The sequence below is a fragment of the Undibacterium sp. Ji42W genome (assembly GCF_049340405.1).
Taxonomy (GTDB): domain Bacteria; phylum Pseudomonadota; class Gammaproteobacteria; order Burkholderiales; family Burkholderiaceae_D; genus Undibacterium.
Window position 1 is genome coordinate 438,713 of record NZ_JBMPOV010000004.1, and the last position, 23,326, is coordinate 462,038.

The 23,326-nt window shown below is 49.0% G+C and carries 24 protein-coding genes and 2 tRNA genes; 12 read left to right on the top strand and 14 right to left on the bottom strand.

The window, feature by feature from the left end:
* Positions 1-8 precede the first annotated feature (8 nt).
* The 10 genes from fliJ to ACO0LG_RS11520 all read left to right on the top strand — a co-directional run bounded on the left by fliJ (position 9) and on the right by ACO0LG_RS11520 (position 8,254).
* Entirely contained in the window at positions 9-449 is a 441-nt protein-coding gene (gene fliJ / locus ACO0LG_RS11475; protein WP_423026364.1) for a flagellar export protein FliJ, read from the top strand.
* Positions 450-469: 20 nt separating this feature from the next.
* A complete protein-coding gene (locus tag ACO0LG_RS11480; RefSeq protein WP_423026366.1) occupies positions 470-2,110 on the top strand; it encodes a flagellar hook-length control protein FliK in 1,641 nt (546 codons plus the stop codon).
* Between the two features lie 330 nt (positions 2,111-2,440).
* A complete protein-coding gene (gene fliL, locus ACO0LG_RS11485; protein WP_423026368.1) occupies positions 2,441-2,944 on the top strand; it encodes a flagellar basal body-associated protein FliL in 504 nt (167 codons plus the stop codon).
* A 4-nt stretch (positions 2,945-2,948) separates the two neighbouring features.
* Positions 2,949-3,950, top strand: a complete 1,002-nt coding sequence (gene fliM, locus ACO0LG_RS11490; protein WP_110253184.1) for a flagellar motor switch protein FliM — start codon at positions 2,949-2,951, stop codon at positions 3,948-3,950.
* Entirely contained in the window at positions 3,943-4,371 is a 429-nt protein-coding gene (gene fliN / locus ACO0LG_RS11495) for a flagellar motor switch protein FliN (protein WP_423026370.1), read from the top strand. Before fliM ends, fliN begins: the two co-directional genes overlap by 8 nt.
* Positions 4,372-4,391: 20 nt before the next feature.
* Positions 4,392-4,832, top strand: a complete 441-nt coding sequence (fliO, locus tag ACO0LG_RS11500; RefSeq protein ID WP_423026372.1) for a flagellar biosynthetic protein FliO — start codon at positions 4,392-4,394, stop codon at positions 4,830-4,832.
* A 9-nt stretch (positions 4,833-4,841) separates the two neighbouring features.
* The gene (gene fliP / locus ACO0LG_RS11505; RefSeq protein ID WP_423026374.1) at positions 4,842-5,609 is read left to right on the top strand and encodes a flagellar type III secretion system pore protein FliP; all 768 of its coding nucleotides are present in this window, start codon (positions 4,842-4,844) and stop codon (positions 5,607-5,609) included.
* Positions 5,610-5,617: 8 nt separating this feature from the next.
* Entirely contained in the window at positions 5,618-5,887 is a 270-nt protein-coding gene (fliQ, locus tag ACO0LG_RS11510) for a flagellar biosynthesis protein FliQ (protein WP_162041086.1), read from the top strand.
* A 21-nt stretch (positions 5,888-5,908) separates the two neighbouring features.
* Positions 5,909-6,706, top strand: a complete 798-nt coding sequence (gene fliR / locus ACO0LG_RS11515; RefSeq protein ID WP_423026376.1) for a flagellar biosynthetic protein FliR — start codon at positions 5,909-5,911, stop codon at positions 6,704-6,706.
* A gap of 3 nt (positions 6,707-6,709) precedes the next feature.
* Positions 6,710-8,254, top strand: coding sequence for an NAD(P)H-hydrate dehydratase (locus ACO0LG_RS11520; RefSeq protein WP_423026378.1), 1,545 nt, complete (start codon positions 6,710-6,712; stop codon positions 8,252-8,254).
* A 19-nt stretch (positions 8,255-8,273) separates the two neighbouring features.
* Here the strand turns inward: ACO0LG_RS11520 and cysE are convergent, their stop codons facing one another.
* The 3 genes from cysE to rnr form a co-directional block, all read right to left on the bottom strand.
* Complete coding sequence (gene cysE, locus ACO0LG_RS11525; protein ID WP_423026380.1) at positions 8,274-9,020, bottom strand: serine O-acetyltransferase; 747 nt, start codon at positions 9,018-9,020, stop codon at positions 8,274-8,276.
* Between the two features lie 99 nt (positions 9,021-9,119).
* A complete protein-coding gene (rlmB, locus tag ACO0LG_RS11530; protein ID WP_423003757.1) occupies positions 9,120-9,851 on the bottom strand; it encodes a 23S rRNA (guanosine(2251)-2'-O)-methyltransferase RlmB in 732 nt (243 codons plus the stop codon).
* A 35-nt stretch (positions 9,852-9,886) separates the two neighbouring features.
* Complete coding sequence (rnr, locus tag ACO0LG_RS11535; protein WP_423026382.1) at positions 9,887-12,382, bottom strand: ribonuclease R; 2,496 nt, start codon at positions 12,380-12,382, stop codon at positions 9,887-9,889.
* A 159-nt stretch (positions 12,383-12,541) separates the two neighbouring features.
* On the opposite strand from rnr, the gene ACO0LG_RS11540 reads away from it, so the two are divergent.
* A tRNA-Leu gene (locus ACO0LG_RS11540) sits at positions 12,542-12,626 on the top strand.
* Between the two features lie 26 nt (positions 12,627-12,652).
* On the opposite strand, the gene ACO0LG_RS11545 is transcribed toward ACO0LG_RS11540, so the two are convergent.
* Positions 12,653-12,880: a hypothetical protein gene (locus ACO0LG_RS11545; RefSeq protein ID WP_423026384.1), complete on the bottom strand. Its 228-nt coding sequence runs from the start codon at positions 12,878-12,880 to the stop codon at positions 12,653-12,655.
* Here ACO0LG_RS11545 and ACO0LG_RS11550 point away from each other — a divergent pair.
* Positions 12,851-12,935, top strand: a tRNA-Leu gene (locus ACO0LG_RS11550). The genes ACO0LG_RS11545 and ACO0LG_RS11550 overlap by 30 nt on opposite strands.
* A gap of 251 nt (positions 12,936-13,186) precedes the next feature.
* Here the strand turns inward: ACO0LG_RS11550 and ACO0LG_RS11555 are convergent.
* From ACO0LG_RS11555 to ACO0LG_RS11600, 10 genes are all read right to left on the bottom strand, one after another.
* Positions 13,187-13,720 (bottom strand): phosphoribosyltransferase, encoded by a 534-nt coding sequence (locus tag ACO0LG_RS11555; protein WP_423026386.1) that lies wholly within the window; start codon positions 13,718-13,720, stop codon positions 13,187-13,189.
* 23 nt (positions 13,721-13,743) lie between these two features.
* Positions 13,744-15,057 (bottom strand): adenylosuccinate synthase, encoded by a 1,314-nt coding sequence (locus ACO0LG_RS11560; protein WP_423010964.1) that lies wholly within the window; start codon positions 15,055-15,057, stop codon positions 13,744-13,746.
* 3 nt (positions 15,058-15,060) lie between these two features.
* A complete protein-coding gene (locus ACO0LG_RS11565) occupies positions 15,061-16,212 on the bottom strand; it encodes an ATP phosphoribosyltransferase regulatory subunit (RefSeq protein ID WP_423026388.1) in 1,152 nt (383 codons plus the stop codon).
* Between the two features lie 135 nt (positions 16,213-16,347).
* A complete protein-coding gene (gene hflC, locus ACO0LG_RS11570) occupies positions 16,348-17,250 on the bottom strand; it encodes a protease modulator HflC (RefSeq protein ID WP_423026390.1) in 903 nt (300 codons plus the stop codon).
* Positions 17,250-18,506: an FtsH protease activity modulator HflK gene (gene hflK, locus ACO0LG_RS11575; RefSeq protein ID WP_423026392.1), complete on the bottom strand. Its 1,257-nt coding sequence runs from the start codon at positions 18,504-18,506 to the stop codon at positions 17,250-17,252. The genes hflC and hflK overlap by 1 nt, the downstream gene beginning before the upstream one ends.
* A 31-nt stretch (positions 18,507-18,537) precedes the next feature.
* Complete coding sequence (gene hflX, locus ACO0LG_RS11580; protein ID WP_423026394.1) at positions 18,538-19,665, bottom strand: GTPase HflX; 1,128 nt, start codon at positions 19,663-19,665, stop codon at positions 18,538-18,540.
* A 30-nt stretch (positions 19,666-19,695) separates the two neighbouring features.
* Positions 19,696-19,932 carry an RNA chaperone Hfq gene (gene hfq / locus ACO0LG_RS11585; protein WP_162041076.1) on the bottom strand — a complete coding sequence of 79 codons (237 nt, stop codon included), beginning with the start codon at positions 19,930-19,932 and terminating at the stop codon, positions 19,696-19,698.
* A 199-nt stretch (positions 19,933-20,131) separates the two neighbouring features.
* On the bottom strand, positions 20,132-21,475 hold the full coding sequence (gene der / locus ACO0LG_RS11590; RefSeq protein ID WP_423026396.1) for a ribosome biogenesis GTPase Der: 1,344 nt from the start codon (positions 21,473-21,475) through the stop codon (positions 20,132-20,134).
* A gap of 5 nt (positions 21,476-21,480) precedes the next feature.
* A complete protein-coding gene (bamB, locus tag ACO0LG_RS11595) occupies positions 21,481-22,641 on the bottom strand; it encodes an outer membrane protein assembly factor BamB (protein ID WP_423026398.1) in 1,161 nt (386 codons plus the stop codon).
* Between the two features lie 12 nt (positions 22,642-22,653).
* Entirely contained in the window at positions 22,654-23,310 is a 657-nt protein-coding gene (locus ACO0LG_RS11600) for a YfgM family protein (RefSeq protein ID WP_423026400.1), read from the bottom strand.
* Positions 23,311-23,326: the final 16 nt, after the last annotated feature.

Below are 23,326 nucleotides of genomic sequence, written 5' to 3' on the forward strand. Positions count from 1 at the left end.
AAATCACCATGGCGTTGAAATCACCAATTAGCACACTGATAGAAATTACAGAAAGAGAAGTTGACGATGCCGCCAAACTTCTGGGTAAGGCCATACGTGCGCATGAAGATACCGAGAAAAAACTTAGTTTGCTGCAACAATACCGCGATGATTACGCGGAAAGATTGCAGGATGGTGCCGCTAAGGGCTTGAATGTATCGCAATATACGAATTTTTTATCTTTTTTGGCCAAACTTGATTCAGCCATAGACGGACAAAAGCAAGTAGTCATGGATGCAGAACATCGCATCGTCATGGCAAAAACCGAATGGCAGGCAAGCGAAAAAAAACGCCTTTCTTATGACACTTTGCAAAACCGGGCACAAACTGTGCAGCAAAAGAAAGAAGCAAAACGAGATCAGAAGCAAACCGATGAAATGGCAGCGCGCGCCCTCTTTTACAAGCGCTAATTTATCTACAGGTACCGCAAATGCAAGCTAATCCTCTACTGACAGCGACAGACAAAACTGCTGCGGCCACCAAAGCGAGCAAAAACAGCTCGTCTGGCAATAACGAAAACAATTTCAATCAAATGTTGAACAAAGAAATTTCTGGCGCAAAAAGGCCGGAGATGGAAGCGCCGCGCCCTGCGAGTGCCAACAACGCGAACAAGCCCCCTCAAGCCAACAAAAACAACAATAACGCGACAAATAGCAACACCAACAATAACGTTAACAACAACGGTAATGCTAATAATCAGGCTAATGCAGGCAATAAATTGGCAAAAAATGACGACAATGCAGCTGCCAATGCCAATACTGGTGCAGTAAAAACAGACACGGCAAATACTGATGCCACAGTTACCAAAGAAGACGAGACTGATGTCAAAAAAGAAGATGAACTCAGTATCAGCGAACAAATTCTGGCCTTGGTAGGCAATCTCAATCCTGCTCCTGCGGCTGCAGATATAGCCAAGAAACCTGTTGCCAGCGATATTGATACCAGCAAAAACAATAGTCTTGCAGCGGTCACCAGTACAGACACAACGGCAATCGCAAGCGATTTGATCGACAGCAATACGGTCGCAAGCCTGACAAAGTCAGGCGCTGAAAATCAGGATTTGGTCACTACGCGGCTTAATAACAAATCAACAGGCGAGGAACAAATCAAGCCTGAGGACCCTGTTGGAAAAGCTGATGTGGCAGCAATTGCTGCGCAAATGATTGCCAGCAAGGCTGACGGCAAAACCACGGCCAGACTCGCAGAGAATGGTCAAAATGCAGTAGCTTCACCTCTTGATAAAGAGGCCGGAAAATTGATGGATGCCATTAGCCGCACGGCTGAACTCACCTCTCCAGCACCAAAAGATGCACTGACAAGCAAAGGGGCAACTACAGTCAGCGCAGACACACCTTCCGAAACAACTGTTAGTGACGCCAAGATCAGCGACCTGAGTTTGGCGAAAGCCACCAACGACAAAATTGGGGATGCCCGCCCCGTAGCAAGTACGGCGGACACGCCAAAATCGTTTGCCAATGATATTGCACAGGCAAAGGATGCCATGGCAGAACGTATATCTGAAGTCAAAACAGGTGCAACCGCCAAAGACAGCCAGCAAGTCATGGCACCGCCTGCGATTGCAGCTAATGCGGTCAGTAGTACACAATTCAATGCCGCAGTGCTGGCAGCAGAGCAAATTGCACCACGCGTTGGCAGCAATGGCTGGGATAAAGCAGTAGGCCAAAAAGTTGTCTGGATGGTGGGTGAGGGCTTGCAATCAGCAGAGTTGACATTGAACCCACCGGACCTCGGACCCTTACAGGTCGTGCTGAAGGTCAGCAATGAACAAGCAAGCGCCAGTTTTTCTTCCGCCCAGCCTGAAGTCAGGGAAGCACTGGAAGCGGCCTTGCCGCGCTTAAAACAAATGCTCAGCGATGCGGGCGTTCAATTGACAGGCTTCTCTGTTAATTCACAGGCAGCAGGCCAGGGACAAAATTTCGCGCAACAACAGCCACGCAGCCTTGGCCAGGCAAGAACTGGCGTTGATTTGCCTGACAATACGATCAGCACGACAAGTACGGCACCGGCCAGGATACAGACAAATAACGGATTGGTAGATACCTTTGCCTGAGGCTCCTGTCACCTCTACCATTTCTTGAGCTAATGCCGCGCAATGGCGGCCGGATTCGCAGACCGGCCCAATGTTGTAGCCCTATTTCACTCTCTGACACAAAAGTATTGCTCATACGCAGCAAGATCAGGTTCTACTCTCTGGAAAAAAACTTGTACATGCATGTAGAATGATCATGAACAGGCTGATCCAGGCAATGAAGTGAGTTCACTACTTTGCAAACATCAGAGATAAGCTGAAATACGCCCTCTTTTTCCCGGATATTAAATGCCTGCCTTCAAGCATAATACGTAAAAATCATGGCATGTATTGCCTACAGAGAGGAAAACCATGGCGAAAGCACCAGCGAAAGCAGCGGAAGCAAGCGATGCTCCAGCAGGAAAGTCGAAGAAAAAGCTCCTGATCATCATTGCTGCGGTTGTCGTCTTACTGGTCGCTGCTGGCGGCGGCGCAGCTTTTTTTCTGTCTAAAAAAGCACCGGCCAACAAAGAAAAAGAACATAAGACCGAACCGGCAAAAGCCCCTGTATTTCTTGCGCTCGAACCATTTACGGTGAACCTGCAATCAAACGATGGTGACAAATATCTGCAAATCAGCATGACGCTGCAAGTGCAGGATGAAGAACAGGTCAATCTGATCAAGGCCAATATGCCGCAAGTGCGCAGCCGCTTACTGTTGCTGCTGTCAAGCAAGGATGCATCTGAAATTTTATCGTCCGAAGGCAAGGAAAGACTGGTCAATGACATTATTGAAAAAGTTGCCCTGCCTTTCACGGCAAAGGGAGAACCACAAAAAGTCAGTGGTGTTTTCTTTACGTCTTTTGTAGTCCAATAAAACCATGTCAGATAATTTTCTCTCCCAGGAAGAAGTTGATGCCCTTTTGAAGGGTGTCACGGGAGATCAGGACGACTCGCAATCTCTCGAGGATACTTCCGGTGTCCGGCCCTACAATCTTGCCACGCAAGAGCGTATCGTCCGTGGCCGTATGCCAACGCTGGAAATTATCAATGAACGTTTTGCCCGCTTGTTGCGCATAGGTTTGTTCAATTTCCTACGCCGCAGTGCAGAGGTTTCCGTTGGTACTGTCAGGGTATCGAAGTACAGTGAATTCATCCGTAATCTGGTGGTGCCTACCAATCTGAATCTGGTACACATGAAGCCTTTGCGCGGCACCTCATTGATCGTGCTTGATCCTGGCCTGGTGTTTTTGCTGGTGGATAATCTGTTTGGTGGTGACGGCCGCTTCCATACCCGGGTTGAAGGTCGTGACTTTACCCAGACTGAACAACGCATCATTCACCGCATACTGGAAATCATTTTTGAAACCTATTCCAAATCCTGGGAGCCAGTCTATCCCATAGAGTTTGAATATATACGCTCAGAAATGAATACCCAATTCGCCAATATTGCAACCCCGAATGAAGTCGTCGTATCAACCACCTTCACGATAGAACTGGGGCCAGTCAGTGGTGAAATGCATTTATGCATGCCGTATTCCACCATAGAACCCATACGCGACATCCTCACCAGTAGCCTGCAAGGTGAAACCCTGGAGGTAGATAAACGCTGGGTGCGGCTGATGACGCAGCAGATACAGATAGCAGAAGTTGAAATAGTTGCAGATCTGGGCACCACGCGCGTCACTCTGGGCGATATACTGAACATGAAGGAAGGCGATATCATTCCTCTTTCGATACCAGAAATTATTTCAGCAAAAGTTGACGGCACTCCTGTGATGGAGTGCAAATATGGTGTATTTAACGGACAGTATGCCTTGCGTGTGGAGAAGCTGATCAGCTCCAGCGTACAGGAAGTAGCACAAGGAGAAAATCATGGATGACAACGGCGATACACCTATCAGTGAAGATGACTGGGGTGCTGCGATTGCAGAACAGGAAAGAGCAGAAGCTGCAGCAGCCGAAAAGCCTGAAGCACCACCAGCGACCGCTGCCATTTTCAAAGAATTCAGCGGCAAGAGCAGTACTGCGCCAGAAACCCATAATGACATCGACTTCATTCTCGATATACCGGTTCAACTGACGGTAGAGCTGGGCAGAACCAAGATTGCCATCAAAAACCTGCTGCAACTGGCACAAGGCTCCGTGGTCGAACTTGACGGACTGGCTGGCGAACCTATGGATGTGTTGGTGAATGGCTGCCTGATTGCTCAGGGTGAGGTAGTTGTGGTCAACGATAAGTTTGGTATACGCCTGACGGATATCGTGACGCCTGCAGAACGCATACGCAAACTCAATAAATGAAGATGAAATTGTCTTATTTTATGTCGTTAATATTGGCGACTATTGGCAGTTCCGCGTTTGCTGCCGAGACTGCGCCAGTGTCACCTAGCGGTGGTTTTTTACAAATTGCTACAGCACTACTTCTGGTGCTGGGACTGGTTGTCATGGCCGCCTGGCTCATGCGCCGGCTGGGTCCCATAAATGCGGGCAATAAAATCCCGGTCAAAATCATTGGCGGTATCAGCGTAGGCAATCGTGAACGAGTGATGGTAGTTGAAGTAGGCGACCAATGGCTGATCCTTGGCGTGACTGCAAGCAATATCAATCATCTGGGCAGCATGCCCAAACAGCAAGAATTGCTTAATCAGTCAGCACAAATAGCCGCAAATGATCCTTTTTCTGCCTGGCTTAAACGCACGCTGGAAAAACGCAATGCTGGGCGAACCGCTGAGCAATCTACAGAGCCGTCTGACAACAGGTAACTACATCGCATGAAAATTTTGTGCTCTCATCTGCCATTCATCTGGCTGGCTCTCTTGTTGTGCGGCCTGGCCTTGCCAGAAGCCGCCATGGCCCAGGCCAACGGGGGCCTGCAAGCGATTACCAGCACACCCGCACCCGGCGGTGGACAAAACTATTCACTCAGCATACAAACGCTGCTGTTCCTGACTGCGCTCAGCTTTTTGCCGGCTGCCTTGCTGATGATGACCAGCTTTACCCGCATCATCATTGTCTTGTCTTTGCTCAGGCAAGCGTTGGGTACCCAGTCTGCACCGCCGAATCAGGTAATGGTGGGTTTATCTCTGTTCCTGACCCTGTTCGTCATGGGGCCGGTGTTTGACAAAATCTATGCTGAAGCTTATCAGCCGTTTACTGAAAACAAGATCACCATGCAGGTTGCTCTGGATAAGGGAGCAACCCCGCTGAAACAATTCATGATGAAGCAAACCAGACAGACTGATCTGGCCCTGTATGTAAAATTATCCAATACCCCTGAGTTGCAAGGGCCGGAAGATGTACCTTTGCGAATTTTGATCCCTGCCTTTATTACCAGTGAACTGAAAACTGCTTTTCAAATCAGTTTTGCCATCTTCATCCCCTTCCTCATCATCGACATGGTGGTTGCCAGCGTGCTGATGTCCATGGGTATGATGATGGTCTCACCTGCCATCGTATCGCTGCCCTTCAAGCTCATGCTCTTTGTACTTGTTGATGGCTGGCAATTGTTGATAGGTTCACTCGCACAAAGTTTTTACTAAGGTTCACCATGACACCCGATAGCGTAATGACATTAGGCCGCCAAGCCATGGAAGTCACCCTAATGGTGTCTGCCCCCTTGCTACTGGTGGCGCTGGGCATAGGTCTGATCGTCAGTATTTTCCAGGCAGCCACGCAAATCAATGAAACGACTCTGTCTTTCATTCCGAAGCTGATAGGCATCTTTGTCACACTCATTATTGCGGGGCCCTGGATGCTTTCAGTCCTCATGGATTACATGCGCCAGATGTTTTCCAGCATCGCCACCATGGCAGCCTGATTTGCGTACCATCGCAATTCCATGATCTCTTTTTCCAGCAATGAACTGATTGCACTGATCAATTCCTTTATCTGGCCTCTGACCAGGATACTGGGGCTAATTGCGGTTGCCCCGCCATTTGGCAATAACACTGTCCCGGTACAAATCAAGATCGCGCTGGGTGTAGTCTTATCGCTGATTGTCGCTCCTACCCTGCCAACGATATCTGATCTTGACCCGGTTTCCCTGAATGGTATTTTGGTACTCGCACAGCAACTCATCATAGGATTGGCAATGGGCTTTGTCATGCGCGTCGTCTTTTCTGCAATAGAGATGGCTGGTGAGGTTTCTGGCTTGACGATGGGACTGGGCTTTGCGACTTTTTTTGATCCGCAGACCCAGGGGCGCTCGTCAGCGATTGCGCAATTTCTGGTGCTGACATCGACTTTGCTGATGCTGACGCTGAATGTACATCTTTCCATGCTGGCGGCGCTGGTTGAGAGCTTTCATACCATGCCTATTGCAACCACCTATCAATCTGGTCTCAATTATCAAAAGCTGGCAATCTGGGGGGAGCAAATTTTCAGCGTGGGCATGCACCTCTCGCTCCCCATTGTTGCAGCCCTGCTGGTGACCAACGTCGCCCTCGGCATATTGACACGCGCTGCACCTCAATTGAATTTGTTTGGGATAGGTTTTCCTATCACCATAGGCGTAGGTTTTTTGATGGTGGCCCTGATCATGCCTTACCTGCTGCTGCCGCTGCAAAACCTGTTCCAGAGTGGCCTGGAAATGATACAGTCCTTAGGCCAGACTACACCGCTCCCGATAAAGAGGTAAATTATGTCATGCGGGGTATTTGCCGGGGAAGCCAGGCTTTATAACGTAGAACAGATACGTGAAATAGAGGCCCGTGCACTGGCACATCAGAGTGAGATCACGCTCATGCAGAAAGCCGGGCTGGCGACGGCAGGACTGGCGGCGAAAATTTGCGTGAACACGCAATATCCCATATTGATACTGGCAGGGCCGGGCAATAATGGAGGAGATGCTTATGAGGCCGGATATCAGCTATCCAGACAGGGCTTCAAAGCGGTTTGCCTCATGTGCGGGGCATTTGAGAAATACTCTCCAGATGCGCAGGCCGCGCTGCAAAGAGCCCGCAATGCCGGGCTGGAGTTTGCGGACCTTCACACATTACTCAATACGCGATCACAAAACTGGAGCCTGATTATTGATGGCTTATTCGGCATAGGTCTGAAGCGGGCACCGGAAGCTGACATCGCCAGGCTAATCAATTTCATGAACCGACTCGCGTCTGAAAAGGCTATCCCAGTACTGGCGATTGATGTTCCCAGTGGTCTGAATGCCGATACCGGCCAGCCTGTAAGTCACGACAGCGTGCTTATTCAAGCCAGCCATACCATCACTTTTATCTCCAATAAACCTGGATTGCATACAGGATCAGGCAAAGACTATGCAGGCAAGATTACGGTCAACACTTTGGATATTTCCGACGATTTCTTTCCTGAATGTCGCAGCCATCTGAACGAACGCACTTCCCTCCTGCGGATTCTAAAGCCTCGCAAACAAAACAGCCATAAAGGCAGTTTTGGTGACGTCATAGTACTTGGCGGTGCCAAGGGCATGGCAGGCGCAGCCATACTTGCGGCAAGGGCCGCACAATATGCAGGTGCCGGGAGGATTTACTGCAGCATGCTGGCCGAAGCACCAGCTTACGACAGCCTGCACCCGGAAATCATGTTTCGTCAGGCTGGAGAGATAAGTCTGGCAGAGGCAACTGTGGTCATAGGACCAGGGCTGGGTACTTCAAACACAGCTCATGCCTTACTCCGCAGTGCAATTCAAACTGCGCAAGCACTGGTCATTGATGCCGATGCCTTGAACCTGATTGCTGCAGACAGCAAATTGCAAGCCTTATTACACGACAGAAGTACCCCGTGCATGCTCACGCCACATCCATTGGAGGCGGCGAGATTACTGAACAAGAGTGTCGCTGAGATACAGAATAAGCGCTTGCATGCGACACTGGAACTGGCGCGAAAATTCAATGCAGTAGTGATACTCAAGGGTTCAGGCAGCATTATTTGCGATGCAGATGGCAAGCTATATATCAATACGACTGGCAACCCAGCCCTGGCCAGTGGTGGCACGGGAGATGTGCTGGCAGGTGCAGCAGGCGCTTTACTGGCGCAGCTTAGCAATAGCATGGATGCAGCGCGGATAGCAACTTGGGTGCATGGTCATGCAGCCGATGTACTGGTAAAAAATGGAACAGGACCGATAGGCTTGACTGCCAGCGAGCTATTGCCACAGATTAGACTTCATATCAATCAGTTGGCCTACCAGACTAGCGCTGGTGCCTAACTCATGGATGGATTAAGAATCAGTCAACCAGGCTATTAATCTGCTCCGGTATCAGCTTACCCACCTCAGACCGGGCGTCACAGACGATACCGGATTGCGCCAAAGCTGCAGATAATTTCTCTATCTGTTCTTGCTGTGCGGCAGCGTGATCAATCAGCTTGTGCAGGACTTTGGAAATTGGGTCGTCACTGTTTTGAGTCACGCCATATGCGGTGAACAAATGTGCAGTTTCTGAATCTGCAGAAGCTAATTCTTTTTTGATGACGTGAGCAGGATTACCAACCGCAGTACCACCAGCAGGCACCGGCTTGAGTACCACAGAGTTTGATCCTATCTTGGCACCTGCTCCAATAGTAAAACCACCCAGTACTTTGGCACCTGCACCGACAATGACACCCGCCTCCAGGGTAGGATGACGTTTTGCGCCACGCGACAATGAGGTACCGCCCAGAGTCACGCCCTGGTAGATCGTGCAGTCATCACCTATTTCTGCCGTTTCGCCAATAACCACACCAAAACCATGGTCAATAAATACCCGGCGACCTATCGTCGCACCAGGGTGAATTTCTATGCCGGTCAGTACCCGGGCAATATGAGAGATAAAACGACCCAGCCATTTCAAACCGCGTTTCCAGCACCATTGCGCCCAACCATGCATGAGGATAGCCTGAAAACCAGGATAACAAGTGATTACCTCCCAGGCATTACGGGCAGCAGGATCTTTCTTGATAATACTGGCTATATCTTCTCTCAGGCGGTCAAACATGGAATTTATATGGTTATGACGGAGGGGAATAAGATAGTAGCGTATTTCTGAAAAAGCTGCGCCCGGCACCAAAAATCATGAATACCAGACGCGACGATCTTACAGACGCTGACGGCGGGCTTCGTACAGACAAACACCTGACGCCACGGAGACATTCAGGCTTTCTACAGAACCGAACATGGGAACACTGACCAGCATATCGCAGGTTTCACGGGTCAGGCGGCGCATGCCCTCACCCTCAGAACCCATGACGATAGCGCAACCAACTTTGAAATCCACATCATAGATATTTTTTTCCACTTCATCTGTCGTGCCGACCAGCCAGATGTCACGATCTTTCAATTCACGCAGGGTGCGCGCCAGATTGGTGACGGTAATATAAGGCACTGTTTCCGCAGCACCACTGGCAACCTTGGCGGCTGTTGCATTCAAGCCCACTGCCCTGTCCTTGGGAGCAATAACCGCATGCGCACCAGCACCGTCAGCTACCCGCAGGCAGGCACCCAGATTATGCGGATCAGTAATACCATCCAGTACCAGCAGCAAAGGCGGGCCGTCAATTGCATCCAGCAATTCATCAAGATTGCGTGCCAGTGACAGTTCACTGGCCTTCGCCACTACACCCTGATGGCGGCGTGTACCGACGATATTGCTGAGGCGCTGATCATCCGCCGGAATGATGCGCACACCAGCAGCTTTTGCCGCTTGCAATAAATCTTTCATGCGACCATCGACGCGGGAAGAATCTACATAGATTTCTTCGACGGAAGAGGCTTCATGACGGATCCGGGAGGTCACCGCATGGAAACCAAAAATCATTTTACTTTTCATTTCATTCTTTTCTTTACATGCTTTTCTTTAAGGTACTAACGTCTTTTCTTCGCTGACTTACCAGCAGCTGCAGGTGCTTTTTTCTTCGCACTGGCGACAGCAGGTGAGGATTTCTGGCGACGTCCACCAGAAAAACTTTCTTCTTTTACTTTTTTGGCCGGAGCAGTTTTACCACCTCTGCCATAATTTGCCACGGCTTTTTCTTCAGGAACAGGCAACGCTTTCTTGGCACTGGTAGCACCCTTGCGATTTTTCTCATTCACAGCTGCACCACGAGTATCGACCAAACCTGCAGAGCGTGGCGACACGGCTTGGACTATGGCCAAATCTATCTTGCGGGCGTCCAGGTCAACGCGACTGACTTGCACCGTGACTTTATCGGTCAACTGATAACGCTTGCCGGTACGTTCGCCGCGCAGCTCATGGCGCGCTTCGTCATATTGGAAGTAATCAGCGCCCAGTTCAGTCACATGCACAAGGCCTTCGATGAAAATTTCATCCAGCTGAACAAAAATACCAAACTGTGTCACACCAGTGATCATGCCTGTGAATTCTTCGCCTACCTTGTTACGTATGAAATAGCACTTTAGCCAGGCTTCGACATCGCGTGATGCTTCGTCAGCACGACGCTCATTGGCAGAACAGTGAACACCCAGAGCATCCCAGATAGTCTGTTCTTTCTCTTCTTTCTTCTTGCCCGCAGCCTTGTCAGCAATCTGCTGTTTTCTGGTGGCGTTCGATACTGAAGTATTCAAGAGCGTCAGATCGATTCCTTTGGGCTCGTATTTGCGCCCCTGCAAGATTGCCTTGATAGCTCTGTGCGTCAGCAAATCAGGGTAACGGCGTATCGGGCTGGTGAAGTGGGCGTAAGCATCGTAAGACAAACCGAAATGGCCGATATTATCCGGGCTATAAACCGCTTGCTGCATGGAACGCAGCAACATGGTTTGCAAAAGGGGCGCGTCTGGCCTACCCTTGACCTTCTTCATCAACTCGGCATAATCGGATGCGGCTGGCTTGTCGCCACCACCGAGGAACAGGCCAACTTGCTTCAGGAAATTTCTGACCTGGGTCAGTTTCTCTTTGGTCGGTCCGGCATGGATGCGATATGTGCCTGGATGCTTATAAGTTTCCAGCAAATTTGCTGCGCATACATTGGCTGCCAACATGCATTCTTCAATCAGCTTGTGTGCATCATTACGTGTGCGTGGCAATATCTTTTCTATCTTGCCAGATGGATTGCAAACAATATAGGTTTCCGTCGTTTCAAAGTCGATAGCACCACGCACCTGGCGGGCCTTCAATAAAGACTGGAATACTTCGTACAGGTGCAAGAGATGCGGTACCAGCGTCATGCGCTTGGCGGCTTCCGGCCCTTTGGTATTGCCGAGTATGGCTGCCACTTCTGTATATGTGAAACGCGCAGCAGAATGGATGACAGCCGGATAAAACTGGTAGGCCGTGACTTCACCATCCTGCGTAATCACCATATCGCACACCAGCGTCAGGCGATCGACATCAGGATTAAGCGAGCACAAGCCATTGGACAAGCGCTCTGGCAACATAGGGATCACCCGGCGCGGGAAATACACCGAAGTGCTGCGCAACAAGGCTTCTTCATCCAGCGCGTCATTAGGGCTGACATAATGACTGACGTCGGCAATCGCAACGATGAGCCTGTGGCCTTTGCTGCGACCTATTTTGACTGGCTCACAGTACACGGCATCATCAAAATCGCGGGCATCTTCGCCATCAATCGTCACCAGGGGAATGTCACGCAGATCTACACGATCTGTCAGATCACTATCCCTGACTTCTGACGGTAATTTGGCAGCAGCTTTTTTAACTGCTTCAGAAAACTCATGTGGCACACCAAATTTTCTGACGGCGATTTCGATTTCCATACCGGGGTCATCAACATCACCCAGTATTTCAACGATCTTGCCAACGGGCTGCGCATAACGGGTAGGCTGCTCAGTCAACTCGACGCTGACGACCTGCCCAGCCTTGGCTTTACCTGGTGCGCCAGTCAATAAAATATCCTGGCTGAAACGCTTGTCTTCAGGCGCAACTATCCAGACGCCGTTTTCATTGAGAAGACGACCAATAACGTGGGTATTGGCTCTGTCCAGTATCTCAAGAATGCCACCTTCCAGCCGACCACGCCTGTCGGTGCCGACAACGCGGGCCATGACGCGGTCACCATGCAAGACCTTTTGCATTTCGCGCTCAGGCAGGAACAGGTCTTCACTGCCATCATCAGGAATCAGGAAACCATAACCTTCGCGATGACTGCTGACTTTGCCGCTGATGAAATTATCTTGATTGGCGATGGAATAATTTCCACCTTTATCTACTTTGACTTGCCCATCTCTTTCCATCGCGTTTAATCGTCGTGTCATGCCATCTAACTCCTCAGGTTTCACTGACAATACCTCTGCAATCGCAGTCGCTGTCATTTTTGCCGTGTTAGTACGTAGAACACCCAGTATCTCTTCGCGACTGGGGATGGGGTATGAATGCTTGTTCAAATTTTGTATTTTTTCTTAAAAAAGTTAATTTGGCTTGCGCCAAAATCTTATCAGGCCATAGTTTACTGTAGCAAACCTCTTTCGCCTAACAATTCTTGTACTACCGAGGTAGCTGACCTTGACAAATGCCTGGATTAATTTATAATCTTGTTCTTCGTTGCCCACGTGGCGGAATTGGTAGACGCGCATGGTTCAGGTCCATGTGCCTTCGGGTGTGGGGGTTCGAGTCCCTCCGTGGGCACCACAAATTTGAGAGCCCGCTGATGAAAATCAGCGGGCTTTTTCAATTCCACTTCGAATTTCACGTTTGGCACATTCAGTTTTGCAAGTATAAGCAAGAAATTCCCTACCCCTGCATTTCTTGCCCACGATGCCGGTGACTTTCTGTTCGTCAGCATGATGATGCAAAATTTTGCCCAAAATATTTCCCCAAAGCCAGTCAAATACCCTATAATCATGCCTTCCGTTGCCCACGTGGCGGAATTGGTAGACGCGCATGGTTCAGGTCCATGTGCCTTCGGGTGTGGGGGTTCGAGTCCCTCCGTGGGCACCACAAATTTGAGAGCCCGCTGATGAAAATCAGCGGGCTTTTTCAATTCCACATCTGCCTCATTTGCATTTCTCATGTGCGCAAGCTGCATCATATCTGCATTATACAAAACAAACAAAGTCTGGCAGGAACAATTAAGCCCCCCCTTTTTTCTGTAAAACACAAGACATCCATCATAATAAGACACTGGATAATCACATACTGCCGACATCAAAAAAAACGGAAGCAAATAGCTTCCATTTTTTGACTAACAATTATGTTGCGCCCTTTTTCAACCAGGCATTCAACTGATGTGGCCTGATACTGTCATACTCTTCAAAAGGCTGGTGTATCCAGGGATTATTTGCCAGATGGTCCAGATAATAATCTGGCGCCACTGATGAACATGCCTTGTACCAGATCACGGCTGATTTTACTTCAGTCACTGCCGGGAAGTTTTCACGCAGATGCACGAGCACTTTTTCCAGCGTAACGCCAGAATCAACCAAGTCATCGACCACCAAAACTTTACCTTGCAATGCTCCCTTGGTCATGGAAATATATTTTCCTATATCCAGAGAGCCCTGCACTGTGCCGGATTCTTCACGGTATGAGCTAGTCGATAAAATCGCCAGAGGCACATCAAAAATTCTGGAGAAAATATCACCAGGACGCAAGCCACCACGGGCGAGACACAGGACTTGATCAAACTTCCAGCCAGACTCATGCACTTTCAATGCAAGCTGCTCGATGGAACGGTGATAGGCTTCCCAGGAAACCCATAAGTCCTTGTCTGTAGATGCAGGCATATTCATATTTTTATTGTTCCTTCTTAAATAAACGGGTGCCTTAACACGATGGTTTCTTCGCGATCCGGTCCGGTAGAGACCATATCGACAGGAACACCAACCAACTCCTGAATGCGCATGATGTAATTGCGGGCATTGACTGGCAGCGCATCCATGCTTTGCGCGCCAACTGTACTATCAGACCAGCCTGGCATTTCTTCATAGATGGCTTCACAGCGTGCCGCTTCTTCAGCACCGACCGGGAAGATATCGACGACTTTGCCATCAACTTTATAACCGGTACACAGCTTCAATGTTTCCAGACCGTCCAGCACATCAAGCTTGGTCAGGCACATGCCTGAAACGCCGTTGATTTGCACAGAGCGCTTCAACAACGCAGCATCAAACCAGCCACAACGACGGGCGCGACCAGTGACTGTACCAAATTCATGACCAACACTCGCCAGGTGCTTGCCTACGCCTGCATCGGTCGGCAGTTCAGATGGGAATGGGCCAGAACCTACACGCGTTGTGTAAGCCTTGGTGATGCCCAGGATGTAATGCAGCATGTTAGGACCAACACCAGAACCAGCAGCGGCATTGCCAGCTACACAATTACTGGATGTAACGAATGGGTAAGTACCATGATCGACGTCCAGCAAACTGCCTTGCGCACCTTCAAACAAGAGGCTGGCACCAGCTTTGTGCGCAGCATACAAGGCACTGGAAACGTCCGCCACCATAGGACGGATACGCGGCACATTGGCCAGTGTGTCATCCAGGGTTTTTTGGAATTCAACTGCAGGCGCTTTCAGGTAATTGGTCAGCACAAAATTGTGATAATCCAGATTATCACGCAGCTTTTCAGCAAAACGCTCTTCATTGAGCAAATCAGCTACGCGGATCGCACGGCGGGCAACCTTATCTTCATAAGCAGGGCCTATGCCTTTGCCAGTAGTGCCGATCTTGGCGGCACCGCGGGCAATTTCACGCGCCGCATCAAGTGCTGTGTGATACGGCAGAATCACAGGGCAAGCTTCTGAAATCTTGAGGCGCGAAGCAACTTCGACGCCATTTGCCTGCAATTTGTCAATTTCACGCAAGAGATCAGGAACGGACAAGACTACACCGTTGCCGATGTAGCAGGCAGTTCCAGCGCGCATGATGCCAGAAGGTATCAGTTGCAAGGCCGTTTTCTGACCACCGATTACCAGTGTATGACCAGCATTGTGACCGCCTTGAAAACGCACGACGCCCTGAGCGTGATCCGTCAACCAGTCAACGATTTTTCCCTTGCCTTCATCGCCCCACTGGGTGCCGATTACGACTACGTTTTTTGCAATTTTAGTTTGTGTCATCACTCAACCTACATTTTGAAGAATCCATTTACCCGCATCGAAAGTGAGTGCGCGATTGCAATCAAATTCGTCTTGTTCGTTCTCGTGCCCTGGCAGGCTTTGAATCACGATTTCGCCTTCGCTGCGCAATGCGGCGATTTTTTCCCGCAAGGCAGGATCACTGCCCCAGGGAGCGCGAATTGCGTCTTTTCTCTCAGCGGAAGGCAGCAGACGCGCCAGCTCACGCAAATCCAGAGAGAATCCTGTCGCCGGGCGTGAGCGGCCAAAAGCCTCACCCACATGATCATAACGACCACCCCGTGCAACCGCGTTTGGCAAACCAGGTACAAATACATTGAACATCACACCACTATGATAGTGGTAGCCACGCAAATCAGCGAGGTCTATCGTGACATGGGCTGTGCCTGTCAAACGCACCAGATGCTCAAGCTCATCCAGCGCTGTTTGTATGCCTTCGAATGCCGGCAATACAGTACGCGCTTTTTGAATGATGGAGATATCTCCATATAAACCTGGCAAAGCCATCAATGCTGCGCGCACTTCAGGAGAAAAATTCTGGCTGAGCCTGTCTATGCTAGGCAAGTCTTTAGACTCAAGCAAGGCATACAGGGTATTTTCTTCTGCCTTTGCCAGCGGATCGGCAGCCAATAAGGCACGCAAAACACCTACGTGGCACATATCCAGCCGCACATCTTTAATATGCGCGAGGGCCAGACAGGCTAATACCAGCTCTTGAATTTCAGCGTCAGCTTCAAGGCCGGCATGGCCGTAAATTTCCGCACCGATTTGCAAAGGTTCCCGTGTAGCATGCAGACCAGACGGCTTGGTATGCAAGACACTACCTGCATAGCAAAGACGGGTAACCGTGCGGCGGTTTAACAGATGTGCATCAATACGGGCAACTTGTGTTGTCATGTCAGCACGCAGCCCCATGGTGCGGCCAGAGATTTGATCTACCAGTTTGAAGGTACGCAAATCCATATCCTGGCCAGCACCCGTCAGCAGAGACTCTATGTATTCCAGCATGGGGGGCATGACCAGTTCGTAACCATACAATCTGAAATTATCCAGCAACAAACGGCGCAACTCTTCTATCTTGCGTGCTTCTGATGGCAAGATATCAGCAATATTTTCAGGTAAAAGCCAATTCGGCATGAAGAACAATCAAAAAAAACAACTATTTAGTTTAGGCTATCCGACAAACAGCGATCTGCACAAAATTTGCGCAGATCGCTGTTTGTCACTACAGTCACTTTATTTAGCGGGCAATTACTTTACACTTTACCCTTATTACTTACCCTTTACTGCAGGAGCATTACCGCCTACTGAAGATGGGCCTTTAAAATATTTAAAGAACTCGGAATTAGGATCTACTACCAAAACATCATTCTTACTCTTGAATGATGCAGTATACGCTTCCAGACTGCGATAGAATTTATAAAATTCAGGGCTTTGACTATATGCTTGCGCATAGATTTGCGATGCTTCTGCATCACCCGCACCGCGTATTTTTTGCGCATCGCGGTTAGCTTCTGCCTTAATCACCAGCCTTTGCTTGTCGGCATCTGCTCGAATTTCTTCAGATTCTGCTGCACCAGTAGAACGCAAGCCATTTGCTTCACGGGTACGTTCCGCCTTCATACGGTCATACACAGAGTTATTGATTTGCTCGACATAATCTACACGCTTGAGGCGCACATCGACAATCTCAACGCCAATATGCTTGGTTTCATCAGACACTTTTTTCTTAATCGCATCCATGACCTTGCCACGCTGAGTGGAGATTACTTCACCCACTTTGCGCTTGGTTATTTCATCATTCAGGGCAGCTTTGATGATTTGTGACATTCTATCCTGCGCCCTGCGCTCTTCGCCATTAAAACTGACGAAATACAGACGTGGATCCTTGATGCGCCATTTCACATAAGAATCAACCAGGATATTTTTCTTTTCAGAAGTCACAAAACGATCTGCTGAATTGGTGTCAATCGTCAAAATGCGCTTATCCAAAAACAACACATTTTGGAATGGTGGTGGCAGCTTGAAATGCAAACCGGGCTCACTAATAACAGATTTGACTTCACCTAAAGCAAATACGATAGCGTGTGAACGCTGATCAACGACGAAAATAGTCGAATATGCAACTAAAATTGCTGCACAGAGAGCAATAATGAAAGTAGCTAGTTTATTCATTATCTACCCTCCCTCTCGCGTGTGTCACGATTATCTTTTGATCTTCCATCTTTGCCATAACGCATTTCTACAGTAGGGATCTGTTCCACAGCTGGTGCGGTCAATTGCGCTGGCAGAGCCGGTTTAGCGGCAGATTGATCAGCTTGATTAATCAACTTATCCAGAGGCAAATAAATCATGTTATTACCCGTCTTGGTATCCACCATCACTTTGCTGGTACTGGAGAATATTTGCTGCATAGCCTCCATATACAACCTGTCTCTGGTAATTGCCGGTGCTTTTTGATATTCGGTCAGCACTTGCTGGAAGCGCGAAGCATTACCCTGAGCGTTGGCAACAACACTGGCTTTATAGCCTTCCGCCTCTTGTATCAAACGGGAAGCTTCGCCACGCGCCTTGGGAATGACATCATTGGCATAGGCTATACCTTCATTTTTCAGTCGCTCTTTATCTTGCTTGGCTTTTTGAGCATCCTCAAAGACGGCCTGAACTTGCTCCGGGGCCTGCACGTTTTGCATAGTCACCTGGGCGACTTGCACGCCTGAACCATAAGCATCCAGAATTTTCTGCATGCCGACATTCACATCGAGAGCGATTTTTTCTCGACCTTCATACAGGACAAAATCCATGGTACTTTTACCGACGATTTCACGTACAACGGCTTCAGCTACCTGACGTATCATCTCTTCCTGATCGCGGTTGTTATACAACCAGTCAGCAGCATTATTCAATTTATATTGAACCGCAAATTGAATATCGACGATATTTTCATCATCAGTCAGCATCAGGGACTCGCGCTCCTTGGAGCCTTTTTTGTAGCCTATCTCCACTGTTCTGACTTGCGACAGATTGACTATCTCATGACCCTGAACAGGATAAGGCCAACGCCAGTTAAAACCTGCCGAAGTCTGATGACTGAATTTGCCAAATGTAGTAATGACAGCGGTCTGCCCTTCTTGCACGATAAAAAAACCACTGGACAACCAGACCAGGGCAATCACGGCAACAATCAGTGATGCACCAATTTTAGCGCCAGACGAGTCTGGTGAAAAATTACCTCCGTTATCACTACCGCCATTTTGCCCGAACAGACGTCCCAGTTTCTGGGTAAAGTCTTTCCACAACTGATCTAGATCAGGTGGGCCTTCAGGTGGTTTTTTGCCGTCGGGTTTATTATTATTTTGCGAGCCACGCCCCCATTGCGGATCATTTATGGACATGGTCAAAATAAATCTTTTGAGAAATGAAACAAGCATTCTGTCGCTATCCAATGAATAGTGGGTTGGACTACTGAAAATCAAGGCGGGCATCAACCGCCTCTGACCTTGCCGTTTGTGCAATGCCAGACGTTTTTGCCAATGCGAATTCGGCGATAGCTTCACGCAATAAACCTATACCTGCTCCGGTGTGGGCGCTCAGACAAACCCTCTGAATTTTATCACACTCATCCACCTCGACCGAAGGCTCCAGGCCAGCAAGATCTATCTTATTCCACACCAGTATCTGCGGTATGTGATCTGCACCGATTTCCTCTAGCACCTGATTGACCTGTTGAATCTGATCAAACCTTACCGGACTACTTGCATCCACGACGTGCAACAGCAAATCTGCATGGATGGTTTCTTCCAGTGTTGCGCGAAATGCCGCAACCAGTTGATGCGGCAATTCACGTATGAAACCGACCGTATCAGAAATGACGATATTGCCTGCATCACCCAGGTACAAACGGCGTGAAGTGGTATCCAGCGTTGCAAATAATTGATTGGCGGCATAAGCGCCCGCCTTAGTCATGTTGTTAAATAGACTGGACTTACCTGCATTGGTATAACCAACCAGCGAAACCGACAAGGTATTGCTACGGCCGCGTGAACGCCTCTGTGTTTCCCTTTGCTTATGTAGCTTATCGAGCTTCTGCTTGAGCATTTTGACGCGCTCGCCCAGTAAACGTCGATCTGTTTCCAGCTGTGTTTCGCCTGGGCCACGCAAGCCTATACCACCCTTTTGTCTTTCCAGATGAGTCCAGCCACGTATCAAGCGGGTAGCCAAATGCTGCAATTGAGCCAACTCCACCTGAACTTTACCTTCATGACTATGGGCACGTTGAGCAAAAATATCCAATATCAGGCTGGTACGGTCCACCACTCTGACCTTCAAGTGTCGCTCCAGATTTCTTTGTTGCGCTGGAGAAAGTGCGTGATTAAAAATGACTATATCCAGCGCCGCGTCGGCAACAGCATGTGCGATCTCATCGGCCTTTCCGCTACCGACAAAAAAAGCAGCATCAGGGCTCGATCGTTTGCAAGTGATGGTTGTAACTGGCTCTGCCCCCGCAGATTGCGAAAGCAAGGATAGCTCTTCCAGACTGGGGGCAAAGTCGTCCTTACCGAAATCGACACCAACTAAAGCGGCGCGCATGGACGACTTCTTTATTTCATTACTCAAAAATTACTCTGCCTCTGGCTCAGTGTTAATGCTGACTGCGCGTGCTGGCACAACGGTAGAAATAGCATGCTTGTAAACCATTTGCGTCACAGTATTGCGCAGTAAAACCACATACTGGTCGAAAGATTCAATATGGCCTTGCAGTTTAATGCCGTTGACCAAATAAATTGATACAGGAATATGTTCTTTACGCAAAGCGTTCAGAAATGGGTCTTGTAATAATTGCCCTTTATTGCTCATAACAGCTCCATTGTGTTGTTGTGATTAGGAGTTGGGGACTACTTATCAGAATACAAGTATTCCCAGAAGTTGATTACAAAGTAATGTAATCTATTTTTATCTTAATTGCATATCTCTTGCTTAAATTTCACTGCAAAAGGAGAGCAACTAAGCATTTTCTTACATTTTGATACTTGCCTGCAGACTTGCTTGGACGAACTCACTTCGACGACTTGTCAAACGGATTCTTGCCAGAACGCATTTCAATTCTCAAAGGCGTACCAGTCAGCGAGAAAGTCTCACGGAAATGTTTTTCAAGGTAACGCTTATATACATCACCCACCGCTTCCAGTGCATTACCGTGAATGACGATGATAGGTGGATTTTGCCCACCCTGATGGGCATAACGCAACTTGGGACGGATAGAGCCCTTGCGCTTGGGTTGCTGATGCTCTACAGCCTCAATCAAGGCACGCGTAAGCTTAGGCGTAGACAAGTTGACCATTGCAGCAGCATAGGCAGCATCAATGGACTTCATCAAAGGAGCGATGCCAGTAGATTTTAGTGCTGAAATGAAGTGAAACTTGGCAAATGTCAGGAAATTCAGCTTGCGCTCAATATCCAATTTAATTTCATCACGCCTGTCGCTTTGCAAGCCATCCCATTTATTGACACCAACAACCAGGGCACGGCCAGATTCCAGGATAAACCCGGCGATATGTGCATCCTGTTCTGAAATATCCTGTTGCGCATCAAGCAGAAGCAAAACCACATTGGCTTCTGATACAGACTGTAGGGTTTTTACGACTGAAAACTTCTCTATCGCTTCAAAAACCTTCCCGCGACGACGGATACCCGCAGTATCAATCAACGAATAATGTACGCCATCACGCTCGAACGGTATTTCTATCGAGTCACGGGTAGTTCCAGGCATGTCAAAGGCAATCACCCTTTCCTCACCCAACAAGGTATTCACCAAAGTTGATTTACCAACGTTAGGGCGGCCAACGATTGCAATCTTGATACCCCTGACATTAGGTTCAGGCTCTTCCACTTCTGGCGGACGCTGGGCAAAAGCGATATCAAGCATTTCTTCGACCAGATCGGACACGCCATCACCATGAGCAGATGAGATCACATAAGGATCGCCCAGGCCCAGCTCGTAAAAGTCTGCAGTCACCGAGGTATATTTCATACCTTCAGCCTTGTTGACGACCAACATCACAGAACGGCCTGATTTGCGCAGGAAATCTGTAATGGTTTTGTCATGTGGCGTCAGGCCTTGACGTCCATCGACGATAAATACAACGACATCTGCTTCAGCCACAGCCTGTTTGGTCTGCTTGGCCATTTCATGCATGATACCCTCTTTGGCAACAGGCTCGAAACCACCTGTATCAATCACCAGAAAGGGGCGTTCACCAACACGGCCTTCGCCGTAATGCCTGTCCCTGGTCAAGCCAGGTAAATCTGCGACCAAAGCGTCGCGTGAACGGGTGAGCCGATTGAACAGCGTGGATTTGCCGACGTTAGGTCGGCCTATAAGTGCGATAACCGGCTTCATTATTATTACTCGGTTGCAAGAGCAACCACTGATCCTGATTTTGTTTGAACGATCAGTTTAGCATCGACCACCAAAGGCGCTGCTAAAATCTGACTACCATCGGTAGTAATACGTCCGATGAAAGAACCATCTTCCCTTGACAGGAAGTGGACATAACCTGCGAAATCACCGACCGCAACTGCACGGTCATATGAAATTGGTGCTGACAAACGACGGTAGCTGAGCTTGTCATTACGCCAGGCACTTGCACCACCATTGCGGGCGAAAGCATTCACAGCGCCAGCGACATCAGATGCGAACACAAAGCGTTCATCAACACTGACACCAACATCGCTGGACAAAGGCTTGGCCCAGCGCAAGGCACCAGTAGCCACATCAAAACAAGCTACCCTGCCCTGATAAGAACTGGCGCAAATATCACCGCCAAAGATGACTGGCGCACCTGAAACGTCTGCGACACGTTCGAGTTCGGTAGCACCTTTAGGTTCACCGACCGTTGCCTCCCAGCGCAAACCGCCATTATTCAGCGCCAGTGAAGACATACGGCCACCAGGCATGGCGACAATGGCCTGCTGCCCCTGTATCACGATGCCAGGTGCAAGGCGCAAAGTCAAAGGAGGCAATGGGCGCTCTATGGACCATTTACGTTCCCCATTAGTCAGGTCATAAGCACTGACCTTGTTGTCAATACTACGAACCACAACCAGACCCTGGCCAACTGCCGGAGCAGATAAAATTTCATTTGTGCCCTGGGTTTTCCAGCGCAGCTTGCCGTCGAGGTCAAATGCCAATACCTGGCCTTTTTCACCCGCAACAGCAATAGTTGTACCATCAACGCCTACACCTGCCGTCAAACGGGTACCGGCATTGATACGCCATACCGTGCGGCCTGTCGCCACTTCTATACGTGCCAGCGTGCCATCAGCCGCAGCCACATAAACATTTTGTGCATAGGCAGCAGGACTGAAGACATAGTTACCCGCAGTACCAATTGCCACTGTCCAACTGGGTTTAATCGCCAGACTGGACTTGATCTCAGTCAAAACTGCTGGCTGATTTTTTGCGTCAGATTTAGATGAAAACGGATTCAGCGAAGACAGCGTGGAACAGCCCGTCATTGCCATGAGTACAGATGACGCAACGAGCAGTTTGGCAGAAAATTGCATGTATGATTCTCCTTATTTACTGACAACTTTAGTATCTGCCACACCACCAATGACATCCAGCTTCATTTGCAAAGCCTGACGACCTGGACTTTTATCTGCCATTTTTTCCAGCGCTGATTTATACGCCGTACGCGCATCTTCTATCTTGTTTTGCGCTACATAGACATCGCCTTTGGCATCCAGCACATCAGCATCGAACTGTGTGGGGAAAGTACCTGACAATTGCTTCAAGGCTTCATCATAGGCTTTTTCATCCAGCGCTATCCCAGCAAGGCGTATTCTTGCCAGGGCCTTGTACTCTTCTGCCTTGGAAGTATCTGCCACCCATTGCAACTGGCTCTTGGCTGATTTCAGATCATTTGCATCAAATGCACTCTTTGCGGCCACCAGCGCAGCCATGGGTGCATATGAAGTAGAGGCAAATTTGGCTTTCAAATCTTCCGTGACCGCCTGCACCTTGGCATTGTCTTTGGCGACAACCAATTTCTGCATTTCTTCATACAACTGTGAAGCTTGCAATGTCTGAGTGTTTTGACGCGATGACCATGCAGTCCAGCCAGCATAACCGGCCAGGGCAACGATCAATCCCCAAGTTGCCATATTGCCGTATTTTTTCCAGGCTGCCTTGAGGTTATCTAACTGCTCTTGTTCTTCTAAATCGTATGCCATAGTGTCTTTATCTATC

Excerpts from the sequence above, each read along its gene's own strand:
- fliJ (WP_423026364.1), top strand. The coding sequence starts at position 9 with ATGGCGTTGAAATCACCAATTAGCACACTGATAGAAATTACAGAAAGA.
- ACO0LG_RS11480 (WP_423026366.1), top strand. The coding sequence starts at position 470 with ATGCAAGCTAATCCTCTACTGACAGCGACAGACAAAACTGCTGCGGCC.
- fliL (WP_423026368.1), top strand. The coding sequence starts at position 2,441 with ATGGCGAAAGCACCAGCGAAAGCAGCGGAAGCAAGCGATGCTCCAGCA.
- fliM (WP_110253184.1), top strand. The coding sequence starts at position 2,949 with ATGTCAGATAATTTTCTCTCCCAGGAAGAAGTTGATGCCCTTTTGAAG.
- fliN (WP_423026370.1), top strand. The coding sequence starts at position 3,943 with ATGGATGACAACGGCGATACACCTATCAGTGAAGATGACTGGGGTGCT.
- fliO (WP_423026372.1), top strand. The coding sequence starts at position 4,392 with ATGTCGTTAATATTGGCGACTATTGGCAGTTCCGCGTTTGCTGCCGAG.
- fliP (WP_423026374.1), top strand. The coding sequence starts at position 4,842 with ATGAAAATTTTGTGCTCTCATCTGCCATTCATCTGGCTGGCTCTCTTG.
- fliQ (WP_162041086.1), top strand. The coding sequence starts at position 5,618 with ATGACACCCGATAGCGTAATGACATTAGGCCGCCAAGCCATGGAAGTC.
- fliR (WP_423026376.1), top strand. The coding sequence starts at position 5,909 with ATGATCTCTTTTTCCAGCAATGAACTGATTGCACTGATCAATTCCTTT.
- ACO0LG_RS11520 (WP_423026378.1), top strand. The coding sequence starts at position 6,710 with ATGTCATGCGGGGTATTTGCCGGGGAAGCCAGGCTTTATAACGTAGAA.
- cysE (WP_423026380.1), bottom strand. The coding sequence starts at position 9,020 with ATGTTTGACCGCCTGAGAGAAGATATAGCCAGTATTATCAAGAAAGAT.
- rlmB (WP_423003757.1), bottom strand. The coding sequence starts at position 9,851 with ATGAAAAGTAAAATGATTTTTGGTTTCCATGCGGTGACCTCCCGGATC.
- ACO0LG_RS11545 (WP_423026384.1), bottom strand. The coding sequence starts at position 12,880 with ATGCGCGTCTACCAATTCCGCCACGTGGGCAACGGAAGGCATGATTAT.
- ACO0LG_RS11555 (WP_423026386.1), bottom strand. The coding sequence starts at position 13,720 with ATGCCTGCATCTACAGACAAGGACTTATGGGTTTCCTGGGAAGCCTAT.
- ACO0LG_RS11560 (WP_423010964.1), bottom strand. The coding sequence starts at position 15,057 with ATGACACAAACTAAAATTGCAAAAAACGTAGTCGTAATCGGCACCCAG.
- ACO0LG_RS11565 (WP_423026388.1), bottom strand. The coding sequence starts at position 16,212 with ATGCCGAATTGGCTTTTACCTGAAAATATTGCTGATATCTTGCCATCA.
- hflC (WP_423026390.1), bottom strand. The coding sequence starts at position 17,250 with ATGAATAAACTAGCTACTTTCATTATTGCTCTCTGTGCAGCAATTTTA.
- hflK (WP_423026392.1), bottom strand. The coding sequence starts at position 18,506 with ATGCTTGTTTCATTTCTCAAAAGATTTATTTTGACCATGTCCATAAAT.
- hflX (WP_423026394.1), bottom strand. The coding sequence starts at position 19,665 with ATGCGCGCCGCTTTAGTTGGTGTCGATTTCGGTAAGGACGACTTTGCC.
- hfq (WP_162041076.1), bottom strand. The coding sequence starts at position 19,932 with ATGAGCAATAAAGGGCAATTATTACAAGACCCATTTCTGAACGCTTTG.
- der (WP_423026396.1), bottom strand. The coding sequence starts at position 21,475 with ATGAAGCCGGTTATCGCACTTATAGGCCGACCTAACGTCGGCAAATCC.
- bamB (WP_423026398.1), bottom strand. The coding sequence starts at position 22,641 with ATGCAATTTTCTGCCAAACTGCTCGTTGCGTCATCTGTACTCATGGCA.
- ACO0LG_RS11600 (WP_423026400.1), bottom strand. The coding sequence starts at position 23,310 with ATGGCATACGATTTAGAAGAACAAGAGCAGTTAGATAACCTCAAGGCA.